The organism is Methylocystis sp. Uni0008, assembly GCF_056838045.1.
The window spans coordinates 3575541-3598223 of record NZ_CM166370.1; the positions used below are offsets into that span (position 1 = coordinate 3575541).

The 22683-nt window shown below is 61.6% G+C and carries 20 protein-coding genes; 14 read left to right on the forward strand and 6 right to left on the reverse strand.

Annotation, left to right across the window (positions count from 1 at the left end; genetic code table 11):
• Positions 1 to 100: 100 nt before the first annotated feature.
• The 3 genes from AC0X69_RS17725 (at position 101) to AC0X69_RS17735 (ending at position 2703) form a co-directional block, all read left to right on the forward strand.
• Positions 101 to 874 carry a methane monooxygenase/ammonia monooxygenase subunit C gene (locus tag AC0X69_RS17725; protein WP_482609343.1) on the forward strand — a complete coding sequence of 258 codons (774 nt, stop codon included), beginning with the start codon at positions 101 to 103 and terminating at the stop codon, positions 872 to 874.
• Between the two features lie 289 nt (positions 875 to 1163).
• Complete coding sequence (locus AC0X69_RS17730) at positions 1164 to 2210, forward strand: AI-2E family transporter (RefSeq protein WP_482609345.1); 1047 nt, start codon at positions 1164 to 1166, stop codon at positions 2208 to 2210.
• 163 nt (positions 2211 to 2373) lie between these two features.
• The gene (locus AC0X69_RS17735; protein ID WP_482609347.1) at positions 2374 to 2703 is read left to right on the forward strand and encodes a hypothetical protein; all 330 of its coding nucleotides are present in this window, start codon (positions 2374 to 2376) and stop codon (positions 2701 to 2703) included.
• 44 nt (positions 2704 to 2747) lie between these two features.
• Here the strand turns inward: AC0X69_RS17735 and AC0X69_RS17740 are convergent, their stop codons facing one another.
• Positions 2748 to 4352 carry an alpha/beta hydrolase gene (locus AC0X69_RS17740; RefSeq protein WP_482609349.1) on the reverse strand — a complete coding sequence of 535 codons (1605 nt, stop codon included), beginning with the start codon at positions 4350 to 4352 and terminating at the stop codon, positions 2748 to 2750.
• Between the two features lie 234 nt (positions 4353 to 4586).
• On the opposite strand from AC0X69_RS17740, the gene AC0X69_RS17745 reads away from it, so the two are divergent.
• On the forward strand, positions 4587 to 5606 hold the full coding sequence (locus tag AC0X69_RS17745; RefSeq protein ID WP_482609351.1) for a patatin-like phospholipase family protein: 1020 nt from the start codon (positions 4587 to 4589) through the stop codon (positions 5604 to 5606).
• A 130-nt stretch (positions 5607 to 5736) separates the two neighbouring features.
• Here the strand turns inward: AC0X69_RS17745 and AC0X69_RS17750 are convergent, their stop codons facing one another.
• Positions 5737 to 6015 (reverse strand): hypothetical protein, encoded by a 279-nt coding sequence (locus AC0X69_RS17750; protein WP_482609353.1) that lies wholly within the window; start codon positions 6013 to 6015, stop codon positions 5737 to 5739.
• A 225-nt stretch (positions 6016 to 6240) separates the two neighbouring features.
• Positions 6241 to 7038: a polyphosphate kinase 2 gene (gene ppk2, locus AC0X69_RS17755; RefSeq protein WP_482609355.1), complete on the reverse strand. Its 798-nt coding sequence runs from the start codon at positions 7036 to 7038 to the stop codon at positions 6241 to 6243.
• A gap of 207 nt (positions 7039 to 7245) precedes the next feature.
• Here ppk2 and AC0X69_RS17760 point away from each other — a divergent pair, with 207 nt between their 5' ends.
• Both AC0X69_RS17760 and AC0X69_RS17765 read left to right on the forward strand, forming a co-directional pair.
• On the forward strand, positions 7246 to 10713 hold the full coding sequence (locus AC0X69_RS17760) for an HAD-IC family P-type ATPase (RefSeq protein WP_482609356.1): 3468 nt from the start codon (positions 7246 to 7248) through the stop codon (positions 10711 to 10713).
• A gap of 252 nt (positions 10714 to 10965) precedes the next feature.
• The gene (locus AC0X69_RS17765) at positions 10966 to 12000 is read left to right on the forward strand and encodes an AI-2E family transporter (protein WP_482609358.1); all 1035 of its coding nucleotides are present in this window, start codon (positions 10966 to 10968) and stop codon (positions 11998 to 12000) included.
• Between the two features lie 46 nt (positions 12001 to 12046).
• Here the strand turns inward: AC0X69_RS17765 and AC0X69_RS17770 are convergent, their stop codons facing one another.
• Positions 12047 to 12523: a hypothetical protein gene (locus AC0X69_RS17770; RefSeq protein ID WP_482609360.1), complete on the reverse strand. Its 477-nt coding sequence runs from the start codon at positions 12521 to 12523 to the stop codon at positions 12047 to 12049.
• 438 nt (positions 12524 to 12961) lie between these two features.
• Between AC0X69_RS17770 and AC0X69_RS17775 the strand changes: the two genes are divergently transcribed.
• The 3 genes from AC0X69_RS17775 (at position 12962) to bcsS (ending at position 14723) form a co-directional block, all read left to right on the forward strand.
• Entirely contained in the window at positions 12962 to 13453 is a 492-nt protein-coding gene (locus AC0X69_RS17775; RefSeq protein WP_482609362.1) for a hypothetical protein, read from the forward strand.
• A 96-nt stretch (positions 13454 to 13549) separates the two neighbouring features.
• Positions 13550 to 13684, forward strand: a complete 135-nt coding sequence (locus AC0X69_RS17780) for a hypothetical protein (protein WP_482609364.1) — start codon at positions 13550 to 13552, stop codon at positions 13682 to 13684.
• 424 nt (positions 13685 to 14108) lie between these two features.
• Positions 14109 to 14723: a cellulose biosynthesis protein BcsS gene (gene bcsS, locus AC0X69_RS17785; RefSeq protein ID WP_482609366.1), complete on the forward strand. Its 615-nt coding sequence runs from the start codon at positions 14109 to 14111 to the stop codon at positions 14721 to 14723.
• Positions 14724 to 14761: 38 nt separating this feature from the next.
• On the opposite strand, the gene nagA is transcribed toward bcsS, so the two are convergent.
• Positions 14762 to 15925: an N-acetylglucosamine-6-phosphate deacetylase gene (gene nagA, locus AC0X69_RS17790; RefSeq protein WP_482609368.1), complete on the reverse strand. Its 1164-nt coding sequence runs from the start codon at positions 15923 to 15925 to the stop codon at positions 14762 to 14764.
• Positions 15922 to 16950 (reverse strand): SIS domain-containing protein, encoded by a 1029-nt coding sequence (locus AC0X69_RS17795; RefSeq protein ID WP_482609370.1) that lies wholly within the window; start codon positions 16948 to 16950, stop codon positions 15922 to 15924. The genes nagA and AC0X69_RS17795 overlap by 4 nt, the downstream gene beginning before the upstream one ends.
• Before the next feature lie 199 nt (positions 16951 to 17149).
• On the opposite strand from AC0X69_RS17795, the gene AC0X69_RS17800 reads away from it, so the two are divergent.
• From AC0X69_RS17800 to AC0X69_RS17820, 5 genes are all read left to right on the forward strand, one after another.
• Positions 17150 to 18106 carry an N-acetylmuramic acid 6-phosphate etherase gene (locus AC0X69_RS17800; RefSeq protein WP_482613436.1) on the forward strand — a complete coding sequence of 319 codons (957 nt, stop codon included), beginning with the start codon at positions 17150 to 17152 and terminating at the stop codon, positions 18104 to 18106.
• A 189-nt stretch (positions 18107 to 18295) separates the two neighbouring features.
• On the forward strand, positions 18296 to 19480 hold the full coding sequence (locus tag AC0X69_RS17805; protein ID WP_482609372.1) for a toxic anion resistance protein: 1185 nt from the start codon (positions 18296 to 18298) through the stop codon (positions 19478 to 19480).
• A gap of 12 nt (positions 19481 to 19492) precedes the next feature.
• A complete protein-coding gene (locus AC0X69_RS17810; RefSeq protein ID WP_482609374.1) occupies positions 19493 to 20119 on the forward strand; it encodes a YqiJ family protein in 627 nt (208 codons plus the stop codon).
• A gap of 71 nt (positions 20120 to 20190) precedes the next feature.
• Positions 20191 to 21933, forward strand: a complete 1743-nt coding sequence (locus tag AC0X69_RS17815) for a flotillin family protein (RefSeq protein ID WP_482609376.1) — start codon at positions 20191 to 20193, stop codon at positions 21931 to 21933.
• A 510-nt stretch (positions 21934 to 22443) separates the two neighbouring features.
• On the forward strand, positions 22444 to 22650 hold the full coding sequence (locus AC0X69_RS17820; RefSeq protein ID WP_482609378.1) for a hypothetical protein: 207 nt from the start codon (positions 22444 to 22446) through the stop codon (positions 22648 to 22650).
• Positions 22651 to 22683 lie beyond the last annotated feature (33 nt).

The following is a 22683-nucleotide window of genomic DNA, read 5'->3' on the forward strand; positions in this document are numbered from 1 at the left end:
TCGGCCGCCGAGCTGGTTCAGCTCCCGACCGTCGCGCGCGACGCATCAGACTTCGATTGAGGGCGCTAGGCCCCGAAAGTACAGACATCTGGAGACAATCATGAGTACGACAAAAGCAGAAACCCGTTCCGCCGCCCGGCGCGCGGAGCAAATCATGGATACAAGACCCGTTTTCATCGGCGTTTTTGCGCTGATGTTCTACGTGGCGATCCTGCGACTCTACGAGCAGCTATTCGCATGGAGCGCCGGACTCGATTCCTTCTCGCCCGAATTTCAGTCCTATTGGATGAGCCTGCTGCAATTTGCGATCCTGGCGTCGAGCTTCGGCGCGGTCGGCCTCGTCGGCTTTCTGTGGCGCACGCGCGACCGCGATCTGGCGAACCTGAGCGCCGCAGCAGAGATGCGCCGGCTCATTTATTTGGTTCAGTGGCTGGTCGTTTTTTCCCTCGCCCTCTTTTGGGGGCTGAGCTTCTTTACCGAGCAGACGGCAGTCTGGCACATGACCGCCGTTCGAGACACGGATTTCACGCCGAGCAATATCATCACCTTCTACATTTCGTATCCGCTCTTTGCGGTCATCGGGCTGGGCGCGTTCTTCTATGCGAAGACGCGCCTGCCTCTTTTCGCGAAGGGCTATTCTCTCGCCTTTGCGGTGCTTGTCGTCGGCGTCTTCATGACGATCCCAAATGTGGGATTCAATGAGTGGGGTCACACATTCTGGGCGATGGACGAAGGCTTTGCGGGTCCACTGCATTGGGGCTTTGTCTTTTTCGGCTGGATGTCGCTCGGCTTTTTCGGCGTCGTGCTGTTGATCCTTGGCCGTCTTCACGAGCTCCTCGGCGAGAATGCGCTGGAGAAGTTATATCGGCGCTGAGGCCGCTAGGGCGTTAATCGCAAAATCTCAGAGCCGACGCCGTCCCTTAACAGCGGCGCCGGCTGTGCTTCTCCACTCCTTATATCGGCCGATCCTTCAATGAGAACGCGCGCGTTCGGCGCCTCCCGCGCGATCTGACGGCCCAACTGCCTCACTGCTCAGAATCGCCGCTTGCCACCCCAACTGGCCGGCTCATAAACTTAGCCGTTCGATGAGCCGCGTCGGCGATCAGACCGCGTTCCGGTTCGAATCAACGACGGGCCGCGCCTGCAACGGTAACGGGACCATCATGGAAAACAGTCGCATCGCGAACGTGACGTCCGTTACCGTGATCCTCTTTATCGTCCTGGTCGCCTGCAAGTTCGGGCAGGCGGTCCTTGAGCCGGTCGTCTTTGCTGTCTTCATCATCGCGATCGCCTGGCCCTTGCAGAAGGCCATGCAGGCGCGAGTAGGGAAGGCGATTGCTCTGACTGTGACAGTCGTGATGACCGCCGCCGTGATTCTGGCGCTGTTCGCTCTGATCGCCTGGGGCGGCAGAGAGGTGGTGGAGTGGATCAGACAGAATTTCGACCGCATCCAGGAAACGGTGACGACATCCACGTCGTGGCTGGAAGAGCACGACATTTTCGTTTTCACGCTCATTACGGAGCATTTTGACGCCGCATCGCTCATCAGGCTTCTCCGTACAGTCGCTGTGAGAGTGAACACAATTTTGGCCTTCGCCGTCATCGTTCTCGTTTATGTTATTTTGGGACTGGCGGAGACCGACGCCGTTCAGGCGCGAATTGCTTCTCTCGAAAATCAGGAGACGGGCCGACGCCTGCTGGAAGGCGGCAGGAAGATCAGCGAAAAGTTCCGCACCTATATGTTCGTTCGTACGATCGCCAGCATTGCGACGGGTCTCGCTATCTGGGGTTTCGTCCAGTTCATGGATTTGGAAATGGCTGGCGCATGGGGCGTGCTGGCCTTTGCGCTGAATTACCTGCCCTACATCGGCTCCCTCATCGTCACAGTGCTTGTGCCGCTTTTCGCCTTCGTGCAATTCGGCTCGGTGGAGACGCCTTTGTTCGTATTTCTGGGGGTGCTGGTGATCCAGTTCGTCATCGGCAGCTATCTCGAGCCGGTGTTTTCGGGATCAGCTCTGTCGATCTCCCCGCCGATCGTCCTTTTTTCGATTGTGCTCTGGACTTTCCTGTGGGGCGCCCTTGGCGCCTTTCTCGGCGTCCCGCTTTCGATCGCAACGCTGACGATTCTTGAGCAGTTCCCCTCGACCCGATGGCTGGCGGAACTCTTGTCAGGGGAGCGGCCCAGCGCGTCGCCCCGCCAGCCCGGCTGAGGGGCGCGGAAACCCGCGGTCCGCTGCGCAATGCCGTTCCCGACTTCTGGCCCATCCGCGGACGCCGGGGGAACATCTTGGTGATTGAGAGGGCGAACCATATGGCTGCTGCGGTCGAATTCAGCTAAGAAAACGGTCTGAGCTTGCGGCAGAGAGGCGTCAGATGCTTTGGCTGATCCGATTCATTGGCTTGCTTTCCCAGGCGGTTTTCCTCGAATTTTTGCACGTCTTCGGTTTCGTCGTCTTTCTACTCTCCATTCTCCTCGGCTATTTCAGAGCGCCCTGGTGGATCGTGCCAGCGCTCGCTGTCGCTTGCGGGCTGTTCGCGAACAGCTTCATCGATCTCAATTATCTGGCGGAAATATTCCGCAGGGTGGCGTCTGCCAGCGACCGCTGGGCTTTTGTCATCATCGTCTATTTCGCGATCACCATCGGCGGTTATCTCGTTGGCCTTCTTGGGCGTTCATTCATGAGGCGCACGCGGCGGCTCTAAGACGACGTTTGGCGGACTCGCGCCGTTTCGCGAACGTCATTCCTTCAACGCGGCGAGCGCTTTCTTGAAGGCCGCGCCGCGGCCGCTCCGGCAGGACCTGCAGGCGTCACGCTCGTCGGGCGATGGGGCGGCGCTCCCGGAGCCGTCTGTTGCGGCGACTGCAGGCGCTCGCCGTTGAGATCGGTCGCGCCGTCTTGACGCGGCGGAAGGCGCTCCTCAATGCGCTGCGCCATATAGGGAAAGAACGGGTTCGACGACATGCGCAATAGCGCGTCCAGACTGACGATCAGCGTCCCGCGTTCGCCGCGTGGCGCCAGCGATCCCAGGTGAACGCCAAAGTCTTCGGTTGGATCCGGCGTAAGCCCATAGAGAGAGTCGCTGAGCGGGAAGGGCAAGGCGACATGCGAGAGCGAGAAAACGCCTTTGGGGTATTGGAGCCCCAGCAGTTGATTCCGCTCTTCCGTCTCCCCGGCCTCGACGACGCGCTCCAGCGCATCGTCGGTTCCTTCGCCGGCGTTCGTTACGACCGTCAAACGATAGGTTCGCACGCCCGGAGGCACGATCCGCGAGAGCGCGGTTTCAGCGGAGGGTCGAAGCAGCGGACCGAATTTGACGTTCCGATTCACGTCGAACAGGACGAGTTCGCTGCCGTTCGCGGGCACATGATCATAAAGACCGGATAGGACCGCCTGCGTGCTGACCGTGAAATCCATAACGGACTGGAACGTCAGGATCGGCGGCAGCTCGGCGAGTCGCCCCTCGCGTCGGGCCAGCGACATCTGCGTTCCGAGCCCGTCAGTGAGGCGATAGGATTGGCGCGCGCCATTCACGGGAAAGGAATTATACTTAAACGGATTGAACTCAGGCAGCCTGCTCAGCCAAGCCGCCTTGGCGAAGGCGGGAAGCACGGCCGGCAGACCCGCCAGTCCGGCGAAGCGCGCGAACCTCGTGATGCCCACCATGGGCGAGATCAGGATCAGACGGTCCACCCGGGGGAGCCGTTTATCCTCGATAGCATCGAGCGTATATTTGAGCGCAAGCGAACCGCCGTTCGAGAACCCCACGATATGTAAAGGAGCCGGTTCGGGCGCGCGACGCCGCGCTTCCCTCACGGCAAGACGGGTCGCGGCCAACCAGGTCATCCATTTCACATCGGTCAATGCCGCGGGCACGGTGCCATGTGCGGGCAGTCGTATCGCGACAGCGACGAATCCGCGGTCGCGATAGCGTGAGGCTATGTGGCGCAGACTGTAGGGCGAATCGGTCAATCCATGCAGGAGAACGACCGCGCCGACCGGCTGCCCTGCGGGTTCGAGGAGATAAGACCGGTTCCAGTCCTGCGAAAAATGCCCCGGATAGACGGGACTGCCTTCAAAGTAGCGATTGAAGGGAACCTGCTCCTCCGGCGTCAGTCGCTGGCTGACGTTGACGCGCAGGGAGTCGAATATTTTCGCCTCCGCCTGGAGATAGGCGTCCCAATCGGCGGCGTCCAATTCTTTGTCGCTCAACTCTTGCGGCACGTATGTATGCCACACTTCCAGCGGCAGTCCGCGCTGAGAGTTGTAGATGCGCACGGCGAGAAACGCGACGACGAACAGGCTCAGAAGGATGAAGAACCACTTGGCCGTTTTGAGCGCCATGCCCAGCATTGTCTGTCCTTGAATCATCCGAAAAATGGCCCGCCGAAGTCCGTCGGCTGCGCGCAAAAGCGGCTTGCCCAAATAAACGCGCGCCCGCAAACTATAGTCCCATTCGAGCCGGGCCCACTGAATTAATCGATCTTGCGCGTTGGAAAGTTAGCAGGCGCCTCCTTAGCTGGGCGCCGGAAGTTTGGCGGAGATTCGAATTGATCGGACGCTGACGCAGAGGTGGAGCGTTGCGGAATGACGCGCGATATGGTTTCTGTGGACCTCGCCTTGCAAGGCGGCGGCGCGCATGGCGCCTTCACTTGGGGCGTTCTGGACCGTTTGCTGGAAGAGCGCTGGCTGCAGATCGAAGGAATATCGGGCACATCGGCCGGCGCAATGAATGCGGCGGCGCTGATCAGCGGCTATGTCGATAATGGCGCAAACGGCGCGCGTGCCGCCCTTGAGCTTTTCTGGCGGCGCGTGTCGCAGGCGGCGCGGCTCAGTCCGTTGCAGCGTAATCCGATCGATGCGCTGATGGGTCGCTGGACGCTCGACGCTTCGCCTTTCTTCGTCATGACCGACATCATGTCGCGCCTATTCTCGCCCTATGATCTCAATCCCAAGGGCGTCAATCCGCTGCGCGACATCCTGGCGGAAACGGTCGATTTCAAGCGGCTTGCGCGCGCGCGGATCATGCTTTTCGTCACCGCCACGAGCGTTTCGACAGGCCGCGCCCGCGTGTTCAGAAACGCAGACGTCACGCCGGAAGCGCTTCTGGCTTCGGCATGCCTGCCGACCATGTTCCAGGCCGTCGAGATCGACGGCGAAGCCTATTGGGACGGCGGCTATTCCGGCAATCCGACGATTACGCCGCTCGTTCGCGAATGCGCGTCGACCGATACGATCCTCGTCCAGATCAATCCGATCGAACGCAAGAACACGCCGCGCTCGGCGACCGAAATATTGAATCGCCTCAACGAAGTGTCGTTCAACGGGGTTCTGCTGAAGGAACTGCGCATGATCGCCTTATTGCGCCGGGCCGCCAATCCCGGAGACGAGGAAGGCGCACGCTGGGCAGGGATGCGCATCCACCGGATTTCGACGGAGATGATGACGCAGCTCAGCGCATCCTCCAAATTGATCGCGGAATGGGATTTCCTCTGCATGCTGCGCGACGAGGGTCGCCGGTCGGCCCAAGAATTCCTCGACCGTCATGAGCGCGACGTCGGCGTCCGCTCGTCTCTTGACCTCGACGCATTGCTGGAAGGGATCTGACCGCGAGGCGCTGTTCGTGGCGCTGCCGGGACCGCTATCCGCTCTCCGTTCCGCTCCTTTGAGCGAATCCGTTGAGCGAAGCGCGCGGGTCTTGCGAGAAGACCGCGCGCCCTGTTCCGGCCGTCCGTACTTACTGCGCCGGCTTCTCCGACGGCTCCGGAGCGGTCGACTGCGTCGGTCCGGTGCGGCGGACGCGCGCGACTCGGCGATGGCGACGCCTGCCTCTGGCGGCGCTGCGCGGACGAGGGGAGCGCGGCTGATGATGGAAGGTGGTGAACTGCCGCTCCTGTGCTTCGGCGTCGTCAGGAACCAGAGCCGCGATCGGCGCCGCGACCGCTGTCGCAAAAAGCGCGGTCAGCAGCGAGCGACGCGAGAGTTGAGAGCTCTCGTCAAAATTTTCGGTAGTCATGTGTTCCTCCCAATGGATTATCACACGACAATTTTGCATAACCGGGAAAGCTTCGCAATTGTCCCGGGCGGCCAAGAGCGCCTCCCGGGAGACGTTGAAAAGCTAGGGGTACGGGCCCTTGTCCGCCTCATAGGCTGCGTTGGCGCGCGCTATCTCGATCTGCCGCGTCAGGGAGACCAGGCGCGGGCAAGCACTTGAGCCACGAGACGAATTCAGGCTGCCGCGTCAGTATCTTTCCGGCACGAACCTCAATCCTTGCAGCGATGCGAGATCGTCATAGGCGCGCTCCGTCGAGCGCTTCGGAAGTTTCGCCTTTTCACGTTCGACCTTTTCATAGGGAATGGACTTGAGGAGATGGCTTATGCAGTTGAGGCGGGCTCGCCGCTTGTCGTCCGAAGGCACTATATGCCAGGGAGCGAATTTCGTATCGGTCGCCTTGAACATCATGTCTCTCGCTCGCGAATAGTCGTACCATCTGCATCGCGAGGCCAAGTCCATCGGACTAAGCTTCCATTGGCGTAAAGGATCGTCGATGCGCGCGTCGAAGCGGCGCTTCTGCTCGTCCTCGCTCACTTCCAACCAATATTTGATGAGCAGAATGCCGTCGTCGACGATCAGGAGTTCGAACTCGGGACAGATTTCGAGAAATCGACGATGCTGCGCTTCGGTGCAAAACCCCATGACGTATTCCACGCCGGCCCGATTGTACCAGCTGCGATCGAAAATCACGATTTCGCCCGCCGCCGGGAGCAGAGACACATAGCGCTGCAGATACAACTGCGTCTTCTCGCGATCGGAGGGCGCCGGCAGCGCCATCACCCGGAAGACGCGGTGGCTCACCCGTTCGGTGATCGCCTTGATGACGCCGCCCTTGCCGGCCGCGTCGCGTCCCTCGAAGACCACGACCACACGCTGGCCCGTCGCCTTGACCCAGTCCTGCAGGGCGCAAAGCTCCACCTGCAACTTCCTCAGCGCCGCCTCATACTCTTTGCGCTTCATTGGCGTTTCGCCATCTTTTGCCATTGGACGTCTCCAGAAAGGCGCCTCTTGCAACGCGGCTTGCTCGCACGCGACGTTCGTATCGAAGCCGGACGTCTCGCAGTCGCTGACGGCGAGACGTCGTAACGCTCCTTCAGCCGTCACGCGTGACGACTGGCCATTTCTTAACTTTACTGTAGTGCGGCGATCCGACAAGATCGCGTGGGTTTCGATAGGCGGGAGGCTCAATCAGTGACCGATCGAGACGCGGCGCAAACTCCGCCCTGGCATGCGGTGGCCGTCGACGAGACGATTCGTCGTCTCAAGAGCGACCCTGCGGAAGGGCTCGCGCGCGACGAGGCGGACCGACGCCTCGCGAAATACGGCCCGAACCGGTTGCCTGAAGGCTCCAAACGCGGACCGCTGATGCGGTTCCTGCTGCAATTCGACAACGTCCTTGTTTATGTCCTGCTTGCCGCCGGCTTCATCAAGCTGATGCTCGGACTTTGGCTCGACGCATCGATCATCACGGGCGTCGTCGTCATCAATGCGCTGCTCGGCTTCATCCAGGAGGGCAAGGCCGAGAAGGCGCTGGATTCGATCCGCAACATGCTCTCTTCCGAGGCTCGCACTTTGCGCGATGGCGAAACGCGTGTCGTCGCCGCGGAGGAACTCGTTCCAGGCGACGTCGTGCTTCTCGAATCAGGCGACCGCATACCCGCGGACATTCGACTCATCGAGGTGAAAAACCTGCGGACGGACGAAGCCGCCCTGACGGGGGAGTCCGTGCCGGCGGACAAGTCGACGGATCCGACGCCGGAAAATTCGACGGTCGGAGATCGCGAGAACATGGCGTTCTCAGGCACGCTGGTCGTCTCGGGACGCGCCGTCGGGATCGTTGTCGGCACGGGCGCTGCGACGGAACTCGGCCGCATCAATCAGATGCTCGCGACGGTTAATGTGCTCGAGACGCCGCTGCTGCGCCAGATCAAGCAGTTCGGACACACGATCGCGAAAGTGATCGGCGTCATCAGCGTCCTGATCTTCGCCTATGGGCGGTGGGTGCGCGACCTGCCGTTCGTCGAGGCGTTTCAAGCGGTGGTCGGGATCGCCGTCTCGGTGATTCCCGAAGGCTTGCCCGCGCTGATCACGATCACGATGGCGATCGGGGTGCAGCGGATGGCGCAGCGCAACGCCATCATCCGCAGGCTTCCCGCAGTGGAGACGCTCGGATCGGTATCGCGAATTTGTTCCGACAAGACCGGCACGTTGACGCTCATGGAAATGATGGTCGCTTCGGCGGTCAGCGCAACTTCTCACTATCACGTCACGGGCGACGGTTATGCGAACGAAGGCGAGGTGCTGCTCGACGGCGAGCCGGCGGGCCAAAGCGTTGTCCTCAAGCGCATGGCCATGGTTTCCGCGCTTTGCAACGACTCCGAGCTGCGCCATTCGGACGGCGCGTGGAAGGTCGAAGGCGATCCCACCGAGGCGGCGCTTTATCCCTTCGCCGCCAAACTGGGGTTCGACCGGCAAGCCGAAAGAGCGGGGCGGCGCAGGATCGACGCCATACCCTTTGAGTCCGAACATAAATTCATGGCGACCTTGCATGAGGACGCAGGCGGCGGCCGCATGCTGCTCGTCAAGGGAGCGCCCGAAGTCATTCTTGCGCACTGCAGCCGGCAGGAAACTGAGAGCGTTCCCGCGCCGCTGATGCGCGAATACTGGATGGAGGCGTCGGATCGGCTCGCGGCCCAGGGCGAACGCGTGCTGGGACTAGCCTGGCTGCCCAATCCGCGTTTTGGGACCACGAGTCTGGCGCCTGAGGATTTGCCGCGCGACCTCATCCTGTTGGGGCTGGTCGGACTGATGGACCCGCCGCGCAAGGAAGCGGTCGAGGCGGTCGCCGAATGCCACAATGGCGGCATTCGGGTGACGATGATCACGGGCGATCACAAGATCACTGCGGCGGCGATCGCCAAGATGCTCGGCATCGGCGATGGAAGAACCGCGGTCGCCGGCGCCGAAATCGAAGCGATGAATGACGGAGAACTCCAGGAGAAGGTGCGCAACGTCGACGTTTTCGCGCGCGCCAGTCCCGAGCATAAGCTGCGGCTCGTGAAGGCGATTCAGGCGAACGGCCAGGTCGTGGCGATGACCGGCGACGGCGTGAACGACGCGCCGGCGCTCAAACGCGCCGATATCGGCGTGGCGATGGGCATCAAAGGCACCGAGGTCACGAAGGAAGCCGCGGCGATGGTGCTCGCCGACGACAATTTCGCGTCGATCACAGCGGCGGTCCGTGAAGGGCGGACGGTCTACAACAACATTGAGAAGGCGCTTCTTTTCATGTTGCCGACCAACGTCGCCCAGGCGTTGGTCATCCTCGTCGCGATCGTCGTCGGCTTCGTTCTGCCGATCACGGCTCCGCAGATCCTTTGGGTCAACATGGTGACTTCAGTGGCGCTCGGGCTCGTCATCTCCTTCGAGCCGCACGAACTCGACGTGATGCAACGTCCCCCGCGCGCGGTGTCGCGGCCGATTCTCGACAACTTCGCGATATGGCGGGTTATCTTCGTTGGCTTGGCGCTGCTGGCTCTCACCCTATCGGCGTTCTTCTGGATGAAGTCGCAGGACGCCGCTGACGAACTTGCGCGCGCGGTAGCGGTCAATGCGCTGGTCATCGGCCAGGTGTTTTACCTGCTCAACAGCCGCTTCAAGACGGATTCGTCGCTTTCGATCGCCGCGCATCTCGGCAACCGTTACCTGCCGCTCGGCGTCGGCGCGGTCATCATTCTCCAGCTTCTGTTCACTTATGCGCCGCCGCTGCAGCAATTGTTCGGCGTCGCCGCCATTCCCCTCGACGTTTGGCCGTGGCTGTTTATCGGCGGCTTCGCGTTCTTCCTCATCGTCGAGGCGGAAAAATTCATCATTCGCGCCTATCGGTCCAGGCGTCGCTCGTCGCCGGATTCTGAACCGCCGGCCGAGCCCCTCCCTCTGGAGATTCAACGCGCCGTCGCGCAAACCTCATCGTCGCCGGCTTCTCGCCGCTCGGGCGCCTGGCAAGGGGCGTTGGGAGGGCTTGCGGTGTTGGGCCTGATCGCTGGAGAAGTGTATTCGTATCTGCATCGAGGCGCCGCCGATCAATATGTGAGTGAAGACCTGCGCGAGCGCGCGCCGATCCGTTCGGGCGCAGCGACGGAGAGGGCGGATGCGCCGACGCCAGTGACCTTCGGCGCGCGGGTGTCCGGGAGAATCGATGCGCTGTTCTGCGAGCCGGACGCGGCAGTCAAAGCGGGCCAGCTCTGCGGCAAGATCGATCCGCGGCCTTTCGAGGCTGTGGTGGATCGCGAAAAGTCGACTCTCGCAAACGCTCAGCAGCGGCGCGACAGGAGCGCAGACGCCCTGCTGCGCGCGCGGCAAGATTTCGAGCGAAGGCGGGATCTGAGCGCACGCGGCGCCAAGTCCCGCGCGGCGCTCGACAGATCGCGCGCCATCTACGAAAGAGCGAAGGCGCGGGCCGCCGCTGACGAAGCTGACGTCGCGCAGATCCAGAAGGCGCTTGCGGCGGCGCAGAACGATCTTGCGATGACGGAGATCATCTCGCCGGTCGAAGGCAAGGTCGTTTCGCGCAACGCCGAGGCGGGCCAGCACTTTGAAATCAACCAGGAGCTTCCGCTGTTCGTCGTCGCGCCGAATTCGTCCGCGACGCAGCAATAGGACGCGTGCGAGATCGTTCGAGCGGGAAGTCTTGCCGTCACTAATGTCCCGCGCGCGTCGTGAGGCCGTTTCACCTGAGGGGTGACCGCATAGGAGCCGACGCATTAAGCGTTTGATCCGTCAACCATCTCGATCGATGCAGCTTGAATCTCCGCCGTCATACTGCGCGACTATAAATTATCGGCTCGACGGCTGCTTTTCCCGGCGCGTGCGGGCGCTTATGATCACCGACAAAAGCAGTGCGAGCGCGGCATGAGAATCAACTTTCTGAACAAGAGCGGCGATCAGGGCGACTTCGCGTCGCGGACGGCCATCGTGGCGACGATCGCGGCGGCGACCGTCGCGGTCTCATTCGTCCTGTGGAAGCTGACCGACCTTATCCCAGCAGTTTTCGCCACAATTCTCGTTGCGCTCGCCTGGCGCGGCGTCGCCGAGCAAGTCTCCACGCGGCTTGGCCTCTCTCGGGGCTTGTCGCTCGGCGTCGTCGCGCTCGGCGCGCTCGCGTCCATCGTTCTGGCGTTGATGCTGTTTGGCGGCCAGCTCGTGCGCCAATATGACGAGGTCGCCCTCGACGTTCCCGCAGCCATCGCTCTGATCGAGCGCACGCTGGATGAGCACCCGTGGGGTCGCTTCGTTGAGAAATTCGTCGTTCACGTGGACTTCTCCAAAATGACGACCCCCGTCGCCCAGCAGTTTGGCGCGGTTCTCGGGTCGCTCGGCAATGGACTCGCCTATGGAATTTTCGCCATCATTGGCGCCGCCTATCTTGCCGCCGATCCAGAAAGGCATGCGGCGGGCCTGCTTGCGCTGACGCCTGCTTCGCGGCGACCCGACATGGCGTTGTTTCTCAAACGATCAGGCGCTTCGCTGCGACAGTGGCTCTACATCCAGCTTTACGTCGTCGCCATGAACGCGTTTTTCGCAGGCGCGGCGCTCTGGGCGTTCGGCGTTCCGGCGCCGCTGGCGCTCGCGACGATCAGCGGCGCTTTGGCGTTTGTTCCTTACTTCGGCTCGATCATCGCCATGATCGTTGGCGTGCTCGTCGCTCTGCCGCACGGAATAGACAACGCGGCCCTCGCGGCGCTTGCAATCGGCTCCGCGAGTTTCATCGAAGGCTATTTGATCACGCCATATCTGCAGAGCCGCTCCCTGAGCGTGTCGCCGGTCGTGCTGCTGTTTTGCATGCTCGCCTTCGGTTCGCTCTTTGGAGCGATGGGCGTTGTGCTCGCGGTGCCCGCGACGGTCGTTCTCTCGATCGCCTATGGCATTTTTGCCGAGACGCCGTAGAGGCGTCCTGATCCTTTTCTGAAGGCGATCCGACGGTCGCTCGATTTCACGGCCCGACGGCAGCGGGGGGAGCGACAGGGGACGCAGGCCCTGGTCTCACCCCGACGATTTCAAAGGCAGTTCTGCGTACGCATAGGAAGGGCAGCGGCCAGTCCAGAGCAAAAAGCTTCTGGTGATAATCAAGCGTGACAGTCTGACCGGCGGGAATGGCTTCCAGCTGCTTCCTCACGTCGGCGTCAGGAACCGAAAAATTGAATGTGTTATCGAATTCCTGATTGCGCGGACGTCGATCGGTTGATCTCGAAAAATTGGGAAGCGCCAATTGGCCTTCAGTTGTGCGACAGGCGACGCCTCTCGTGGAGAGCTTACTGAGGACGCCGGTCCGGGCGCCTACCGAGTAGTTGAAGTTATTCAACAACGCCAGCAGTACGAAAAACAGCAGAATGAAAATGACGAGCCAAATTGCTATTTTCCATTTTCCGTTGGCGCGCCGCCCGGCTGGCGTCGACTGCGTTGAAGCCATGAGATTTATCCCCCTAGCTGCTCACCGCTAAATCACTTGGTTGATAAATGACGGGTGCGAAAGCATGCGCTCGCATGGCGCGCTGGCCCGCTGATCGCTACTCACAACTCATCTGGCGAGATCAGGGGACCAGGTCAAGTCGCCAACATCGTCGAACTTAGAGACGCTTTGCGACCGATCTTGAACGTCTCCGATCACAAACGGACTGCCGAAGCATCCGATCGGCGTAGAGCTTCGCGTCTTAAGCGCGGAGCCTGCGAGCCTAAAAGGGGTTCTCCGATACATCTCAACGCGCTAACGAATTGGATCGCCGTTTCCGAGTCACGCCGCTGGCGTCGCATCGCCAGCTGAGAGGTTGTTCAGGCAGCGCCTGATGTTGGTCAAAGCCGCGGACCTCCACATTGCGATCGTCTCCGGCAGGCGGAAGAGCCTGTCGCCGTGAGCGAGCAGATTTTTGAGAAAGGCGGCCTGGCCGGCATTGAAGACATCTTCCGGAATCCAAATGAATTCAAATCGTATGTCTTCAAAGTTCGAGGCGAACTGTTCCCACGGCAGCGCGAGTGGGCTGAGGTCGAGATCGACGAAAAGGTCGAAATCCTGGGAGAAACCGGGATAGCGCTCTTGGCTGGGCTTCGCCTCAAGATGATTGGTCGTCGCCATAATCAGCTCATGAACAGCCTCGGCGTCGGCCGAAGTCATACGCGTATGACGTCGAAACATCTCCGCGCTGTCCCGAACATTGAGGAAATCCGCGCGTCGGCTTTGGCCAGCGCCGCGTGTCCGATAGACCACGTCGTGCCAGAAGATGGCCGTCATGATCAGCTCTGGCCGCGTCGCCAGCGCAGCAAGTTCGTCGAAGGCTCGCAAAAGATCGCCAATATGGCGCCAACTATGGTAAGCGCGCGCGAGATCGCCGTAGGCGGCGTCTAGAACCTTCCAGGCCCCAGGCTCGTGACTGGCTTCCAGCTGAAGCCAATATCGACTCTTGATATTCGATGCGTTCATGCGTGGGGAATGGGCGATTCAATGACCACGGACGTCATCGGCATTATCGCTAAGGCCGATGCGGATGGCGACAATTTTTTGCGTCGCGCGACGCCGATGCGTCCAATGGCGGTGATGGCGCGCTCGGACGAGATCAAACAGAATGGCCTTTGCTGACGCGCCTTGGCGGCTGGCGCGCGTTAGGGTTTCGACGCACAGGTGTTGCCAAAAAAGCACTTGGGTTGAAAATATCCGTGCTTTCTTCAAATCTTGACGAAAATCGCTCGATCGAGGCTAGGCTCAGCGAGAGCTCGGGAGCCCAAGGATGAATTGCGCGAGCAGCGTTGCAGCAATCTGTTCGCTCTTGATGTCGCCGAAAGCGGTCGATGTTGCGAACCTGGCTGAGCAAGGGGCTTCGAAAGGCGCGATCGCCCAGCCAGCGAAACGACAACCGCGCCTGTCGTTCGATTCCTGGTCGTGGGGCACCACTCGACGCTCTTGGTACGAGTGGCTTACGGCAACGGCCGCAATCGACTCTTCTCTTGAAGAGTCCGGGTGGCGTCTTCGAGCGACCGGCGGCTTCGGGGGCTATGCTTATGACGTGAAGGGAAGCGACGTAGAGAATGTAATTGCCGACGCGATGCAGGCGGACGGCACAGCGCTTCCCGATGTCGTCACGGTGGGTAAATATTTCGGGTCAGATGGTTTCGTCGGCGCGCAGATCGGCTACGGTTTTGTCGAGAAAAGTTGGGAACTGAGCGGATATCTCGGGGTAGGGATCACCACTGAAGGTTACCTCGGCGCGAATCTGTGGAACGCTGCGCTGCGCATTCCGCCAGACGCCGTAAGCGCTCTCGCGGGAACTGAGTTTGGCGTTTTAGGCAGCCTGGAGTTCAGGGCGACGCCGAATGATCATCTGATGCTTTTCGCTTCATCTATCTATACGACTGCGTTCCGATGGGGGTATTTCGAAGTGAAGCCGGGCGTCTCATTCCCCTTCGACGAGGCTCTCCCGGCTTTGCTCAAAGGGAAATTGTTCTTTGGGCCGCATGTGGCGCTGAATACATACAAGGGCGACCTTCAGCCAATGTTTGGAGCGCATGTCACGCTCATGGAGATCGGACCGTTCTATGCGAGTCTCGCGGGCGGCTATGTGCGTGACCAATATAATGGCAAGGGCGCCTATACGATTCTCGAGACAAGCGTCCGTTTTTAAGTTGGTTCAGACGCAATTGTAGATCCGATGTCGGGTTCTCAGCTTCCGCGCGCCATCATCGGATTTCTTCCGGCGACCCATGTCGCGACGACTGACAGATCGGCCGGATTTAACGCCACGACATCGGCGCGGTAGCCCGGCGCGAGTCGGCCAAGAAAATGCCCGACGCCCAGGAAGTCGGCCGGCTCAGCGGAGGCGAGACGTAAGGCGCGTTCCAACGGCAGTTCCAAGAGACGAACGCAGTTCCTTACGGCGCTCGCCATGTCGAGCGACGATCCTGCAAGGACGCCGTCAGGCGTGACGCAGCGGCCCTCGCGAACCGTGATCGCTTCGCCCTGCAGCACGAATTCATGCCTGCATCCGCCGACGGGCGGCATCGCATCGGTGACCAGCATCGGATGGCCGGCGCCGCGGATTGCGAGCCCGAGCATCGCCGGGGCGACATGTTCGCCATCGACGATGATTCCATAATAGGCGTTCGGCGACTCAAGCGCCGCCGCGATCGGCCCTGGCTCGCGGGCCGTAAGCGGCCGCATGGCGTTGAACAAATGCGTGAAGCCGGTCAGCCCTTCCGCCATTGCGGCGCGGGTCTGCGCATAGGTCGCCATTGAATGGCCGAGCGAAACTTTCGCGCCCGCGGCAAGGAGTGCCGCAATGAAGCCCGCGGGCGCGACTTCCGGCGCCAAGGTGACGAGCCACACGCCTTTCTTATAGGAGGCGAGCATTCGAAGGTGATGCGGTTCGGGACGCCGAATGAGGTCGCGGCGATGGACCCCGGGCTTGTCGGGCGACAGAAAGGGACCTTCGAGATGGATGCCCAGAATGCCCGGCTCTTGTGGAAGCATCGTCTCGACGGCGCTCAACGCCGCCGCCATGACGTCGTCTGTGTCGGTGATCAGCGTCGGCAACAGCGCCGTCGTGCCGAACCTTCGATGGGCGGCGACAATTTTCGCGAGGCCTTCGGGCGTCGGATCGGCATTGAACAAGCAATCGCCGCCGCCATTCACCTGCGCGTCGATGAAGCCCGGCGCCAGCCATGCGCCCTCCGGCGCTTCGAAAACATCGACCGAGGCGGACACTTCGTCGCGCGGCGCGACTGCCGCGATCTGTGAATCATCGATGAGGACGGCGCTGTTTCGATGAAGCGTCGCGCCATCGAAGACGAAATCCGCAACGATGGCGTGAAGTCCTGAAACGCTCATCGCGTGCGGGTGATCTTTTGGAGGTGAGGCGGTTCGTCCACGTTGACGCCCCGCGCCGCGGCGAGGCGGACGACCATCCCGTAGAAGCTTTGGATCTGACAGATGGCGTCGGCTTCAGGCTGATCGGGCGCGAGAGTCTCGAGTTGGCCAGCGGCGCCATTCGAGCCGGTGGCGAACAACGCCGCGCCTTTGGCTTTCAGATTTTCCGCCAGCTGCTTCGTTCCCGCGGCGGCGGCGTCGGTGGGCGTGAAGATCACGATCGGATAATCCGACGAGACGAGGGCGATCGGTCCATGCTGGAATTCGGCCGAAGAAAACGCTTCGGCGTGCAGCCCTGACGTCTCCTTCAGTTTCAACGCCGCCTCCCGTGCGATGGCGAGCGTCGGTCCTCGTCCAATCGTTACAAGACTCGATGCGCCGGTGAGGGCGCCGACCAAATTGCTCCAATCGAGTTCATTCGCGGCGGCGAGCCGGTCTGGCAAACGCCGCAATGCGCCCGCAAGCGCCTCATGTTCCGCCCACAGGGCGGTAAGCCGCGCCAGAACCGCGATCGACGCGATGAACGTCTTGGTCGCCGGAACGCTCAGTTCCGGGCCGGCCTCCATCGGCAGAACGAACTCACAGCTCTGCGCAAGCTCGCTTGCGGCGTCATTGGTAATGCAGGCGGTTACGGCGCCGGATTCCCGCGCGGCGACCGCTTGCTCGATGAGGTCGCCGCTTTTCCCGGACTGGGAAATGGCCAGAAAGAACTGGCCATCGAGACCGAGTCGCTGATGGTAGATCGTCGTAACGCTCGGCGCCGCCGCCGCGACGACAATTCCGAGATATCGCTCGATCAGATGTTTGCCGAAGGTCGCCGCATGCGCGGAACTGCCCCGCGCGCAGGTGACGACGACTTGCGGAGGTTTGCGCCGCAGCCGGGCGGCGAGCGCGGCGAGCACGCTCGATAGCGCCTGCTCCTGCCGCCTCACGGCCTCGGGCGCCGTACGCAGTTCGGCGGTCATCTGGAAGTCGGCGAAGGTCATTCTCTTGCGCTGTTAGCGGTAGCCATTGTCCAATAATCGCATAACATCGAAAGTGAAGCGAACATGACCGTGGGTTGAGGGAAAGTTCCTCGTGAAAGCTCGCGGCGCGCCAGCCTCCAACTCGCTCGTGGGCTGCTCTTGAATATGTTTCATAGATAGGCATATCCCCAAAACTCTCCCGATCGCCGTGATGACGCCGATGGAAACCGAACGCCCGAGCCCCCGTTACGCCAACATCGACCTCTGGGAGCCGGCCGAGATATTGGAAGCGATGATCGAGGGGCAGTTCGCGGCCGTCGCGGCCGTGCGGGCCGCGCATCCTGCCATCGAAAGCGCGGGCCTCGCGATAGAGCGGCGGCTGAAGCGCGGCGGCAGGCTCGTTTACATGGGGGCCGGGACCTCCGGCCGCCTTGCCGTCCAGGACGGCGCGGAACTCATGCCGACATTCGGTTGGCCGCAGGAGCGGCTCTTGCTGTTCATGGCGGGCGGCAAGAACGCCCTGCTCCAGGCTGTCGAGGGCGCCGAAGATCAGGAGGCGCAGGCTGTGGAGCTTGTCCGGCGCCATGACATCGGCCCGGCGGACGTCGCCATCGCGGTGGCGGCGAGCGGCACAACGCCATTCACGGTGGCGTGTCTGCGCGCCGCGAGGGAAGCGGGCGCGCTTGCGGTCGGCGTCGCTAACAACCGGGACACGCCGCTCCTTAAGGAAGCCGATCACGCGATCTTTCTCGATACAGGCCCGGAAGCGATCGCCGGTTCGACGCGCATGAAAGCGGGAACGGCGCAGCGCATCACGCTGATGCTGTTGTCCTCGCTCGTCATGATCTCGCTGGGGCGCGTCTATGACGGCCTGATGGTGGACGTCCAGGCCTCCAACCGGAAGCTCGTCCGTAGAAGCGAGAGGATCCTTTCGCGCCTGAGCGGCCGAGGCCACGAAGATGTGCAGGCGGCGCTGGGCAGGGCAGGGGGGAGCGTCAAGCTCGCCTTTCTTCTGCTGCAGGGCTATCAGCCCGATGAGGCGCAGACCGCGCTCGATCGCGCCGACGGCCATCTGCGCCGGGCGATGAGCCTGATCGGCGAATTTCATGAAGAGGCGCTTGAAGGAACACCAGCTTCGATCGCCGCCGGGTCCAGCGAGCCGGCGACGCAGGAATAGGCGTCGGCGTCGCCTGTCGCGTGTCCATATCACAGCTGCGGGTCGTGAATACAGGGACGATCTGCGCATCTTGCGAAACTAGCCCCGCCCGCCGCTGGGGGAGCGCCGGCTTGCCAAGACTTAGCCAATCGGCACAAATTTGCGTCCGCAAACGATTCCTTTTGCCATTTGGAATGGACGGCTCTCGCTGTGAGCGATGGATTTAGACTGGTCCCGCCTGAACCTGCGCCAGCTGTGCCGCCCGAGAAGGCGATTGGCCTGGTCCCGGTCGACGAAGAGCAAAAGTCGAAACTGAGAGGCCGTGTCGTCGAGTTCGTCGACGATCTCGTCGCGCAGGATTGCCATTCGCCCGAATTTGGCCGGCGCGTCGACCTGGTCACAAATTTGGGCAGTCGCGAAATTTCCGAAACTGCGAACCACTCAAACCGTTTCCTAAACCGGCCGGTCCGCGCGATGGATGAGACGTCGAGCCTTGGCGCCGACATCGCCGAGCTGCGCCGCACCGTCGAAGACCTCGATCCGCTCCGGCAGGGCGACCTCTTCGCCCCGCGCAGGCTGTTTGGCCTCATACCGTTCGGTAACCGGCTCCGCGGCTATTTCGACGCGTACAAGAGCGCGCAGAGCCACATCGCGACGATCCTTGCCCGACTGAAGAGCGGCAAGGACGAATTGCTGAAGGACAACACTGCGATTGATGTGGAGCGGCAGAATTTGTGGGTCGCGCTCGGTCGGCTCGAGCAGATGATCTATCTGTCGAAGGCGCTGGACGCCGAACTCGAGTCCCGCGCGGCGGAACTCGATGCGACCGATCCGGCCAAGGCGAAAGCGTTACGCGAAAGCGCCTTGTTCTATCTGCGTCAGAGGACACAGGACTTGCTGACGCAGATGGCGGTCAGCGTGCAGGGCTATCTCGCCCTTGATCTCGTGAAGAAAAACAACATCGAACTGGTTAAGGGCGTCGACCGCGCGTCCACCACGACCGTTGGCGCGTTGCGTACCGCCGTGACGGTCGCGCAGGCGCTGACGAACGAGAAGCTGGTGCTCGATCAGATTGGCGCGCTCAACGTCACGACCGCGAATATCATTGACAGCACGGGTCAGATGCTGCGCGACAATACCTCGCGAATCCATGAGCAGGCGTCCAGTGCGACGATTCCCCTCGAAACGCTTCGTCGCGCTTTCCAGAATATCTACGACACGATGGACAGCATCGATTCCTTCAAAGGGCAGGCGCTCGCGAACATGAAGCAGACGGTTGAGGCTTTGGAAAGCGAGGTCGACAAATCGAAGGCCTGTATTGCTCGCGCTCAAGGGCAGACCGAGGCGCAGTCGGCCGGCCTGCGCGCTGGCGGATTGCTCGACGCGCTTGAGTGAGGCGCGGCGAATATGGTCGAGTCTTTCCTTCTCCCAGAGAATATGCCGTTTAGCGTCGCAATCGCGCTGATGTTGTTGCTGGGGATCGTGCAGGTCTTTGGTCTCGGCGACGCGATTGACGGCGACGCCGGGATCGATACGCCGGGAAGCCTGACGATCGACGCGGGGCTTCTGTCCCTGATGGGGCTGAGGCGCTTGCCATTTCTGATGTGGGCGATGCTGCTGCTGACGTCCTTCGGACTGATCGGCCTCGCGGGTCAGCAAGCGTTCGCGTGGTTGACCGGACACACGCTGTCGGTATGGCTTGCCGGCCCCATCGCGGCGCTTGCCGCAGTCCCGGTAACGGGAGCGCTCGCGCGTCCGCTCGCCGCAATTATGCCCCGCGACGAAACCACCGCGATCGATCTCGTGGCGCTGATCGGACGAGAAGCGGAGATTGTCATCGGCAGGGCCGCGAAGGGCAGTCCAGCGCGCGCGCGCGTCGTCGACCATTTTGGGCAGACGCATTACGTCATGGTCGAGCCGGACAATAATGGGCAGACCTTCGGCGAGGGCGAACGTATCCTTCTCGTCCGGCAGGAAGGCGAAAACTTCCGCGCGATCACGCGCGGCGACACCTACTTGCCTCAGCTCGATTGAGTTGGGGGAAAACATGGCGGAGTTAGCGGACGTCCGGCCTTTTCGGATTCTCTGCATTTGGAGCGGCGAACATGATTCCATTCAACGTCATCAGGACAACGCAAGAAGCCATCACCCTGGCCGAACTGCCTTCCCTGCAAATTCATAGTGATAAGATGGATGCTCATCTGATGCAGATTGGCGTCTACGCCGTCATCCTTCTCTTCCTGCTGCTGACATTCGGCGTGATCGTCACCCGCTTGTACAAGCGGGCTTCGAAGGAGATCGGATTTGTCCGAACCGGCTTCGGCGGCGAGAAGGTCGTGATGAACGGCGGCGCGCTGGTTCTGCCTGTGCTGCATGAGACCATGCCGGTGAACATGAACACCGTGCGCCTCGCCGTCGAGCGCAAGAACAGCGACGCATTGATTACACTCGACCGCCTTCGCATCGACGTGAAGGCGGAGTTCTATGTGCGCGTGCGGCCTGACGCGGCGGCGATCGCGATGGCGGCGCAAACGCTCGGCGCGCGCACCATGCAGCCCGAGGCGCTCAAGGACCTCGTCGAAGGCAAGTTCGTTGACGCGTTGCGTTCCGTTGCGGCCGGAATGACGATGAACCAGTTGCACGAACAGCGCGCCGACTTCGTACAGAAGGTGCAGCAGGTCTCGTCGTCAGACCTTGCGATGAACGGCCTCGAACTTGAATCGGTCTCGCTGACGGGCCTGGACCAGACCTCGATCGAACATTTCAACGCCAATAACGCATTCGATGCGGAAGGCCTCACCAAGCTCACCGAGCAGATCGAAATGCGCAGGAAGGCGCGAAACGATATCGAACAGGACACGCGTGTCCAGATCGAGACGAAGAATCTCGAGGCCGAGCGGCAGTCGCTGCAGATCAAACGCGAAGTGGAGTTCGCGTTGCTGGAGCAGACAAGAGAGATCGAAATTCGCCGGGCGGAGCAGGCGGCCGAGATCGCACGCGAGCAGGCGCAGCGCAACCGCGAGGCGGATGAAGCGCGCATTCTCGCCAAACAGCAGGTCGACGCCAAACAGATCGAGGCGGATCGCGCGATCCAGGAAGCCAAGATCGCGCAGCAGCAGGCGGTCGAACTGGCCCGGCAGGAACAGCAGATCGCCGTTCAAAACAAGAGCCGCGAGGAAAGCCAGGCCAAAGCCGAGGCCGACGCCGCGCGCGCGAAGGCCGTGGCGGCGGAGGAGCAGGTCGTCACGAGCCGCCAGACCGAAGTCGCCGAACGCGCCAAGCGGATCGAACTCATCGAAGCCGCGAAGGAAGCCGAACGTCAGGCGATCTCGATCAAGGTCGAGGCAGAGGCGGAGAAGGACGCCGCCGCCAATCGCGCCGCAGCGGCGAAGCTCGCGGCGGAAGGCGAGGCGGAGGCCGAGAAATTGCGGGCGGAAGCCGCCAGGGTCCGCTTCGAAGTCGAGGCGGCGGGTCAGCGGGCCGTCAACGAGGCGGCCAATCTGCTCTCGTCCAATCAGGTGTCGCTGCAGACGAAACTCGCGCTGTTGAAGGTTCTGCCCGAGATTGTGCGCGAGTCCGTCCGGCCCTTGGAGGCGATCGACTCGATCAAGATCGTGCAGGTCGACGGCATCACGCCGCGCGGACCGTCACAGGTCGGCAATGGCGGCGTCGGCAACGGCTCGGGCAATCTCGCCAATGACGCGGTTTCGGCGGCGCTGGCCTATCGCGCTCAGGCCCCGATGATCGACGGGCTGATGAAGGAGCTCGGCCTCTCCGGCGCGTCGCTCGCGTCTCTGGTGGACGGCGTGGCCAAGGGGGACGCCGAGCCCGCGGGGGAGGCCAATTAAGAGCTTGGGCTAAGAAATCAGCGCAGGCGCGGTCGATGAAGGGGTGGTGGCGCGCCGGTCGGGACAAAGATGCGAACATCTATGTTATTGAAATACAAACGTAATTTTTGGCACCCCTAATTTATTAGGCGCTTCACGGGGCAACGGTTCGACCCTAATCTTGGCGAGCTCAAATTCCAGTTGCTGGCCGATCTGGACCGTGGCGGCAGAAGACAGCGCTTGAAACTCACCCGCGCCTCGCCATAGATCTGGCCGTAAATCTTTCATCTCGTGTTCTTTCTTACCATTACCCGGCAAGGCGCTAACAAATGCACTGTGGGTTTTGTTCCAAAATTCCTTGAAAAATCGGTCTCGCGCTCTATTTCGGCGCAGCCAACGTTGGATCAGCGTTCCCGGCGCGCCGAATTGGGTTGACGAGCCAGTTCCGTGAGACTCTATGGCGAAGGAGTAAAGGCGCGATGGGTCAGCCGTATCGACGCCCTACATAATGGCTAGGTAGCCGAACCTGCCATGGATGCGAACAAGACGGCGATCGAACGCGCATTTGATCTGGCGCGCTCCGGAGCTTGCAGAAGGATTGGTGATCTCGTCGCCCGCCTTGACCGCGAAGGATACGACGGGCGTCAGATCCACGGCCCCGTCCTGAAGAAGCAGCTTGCGCGCTTGATCGAAGAAGCGCGGAAAGCTGACGACGGGCAGCGCAATGCCAGCGGATGAACGATAAAAGCCCGCGGCGGGAACCGCGGGCAA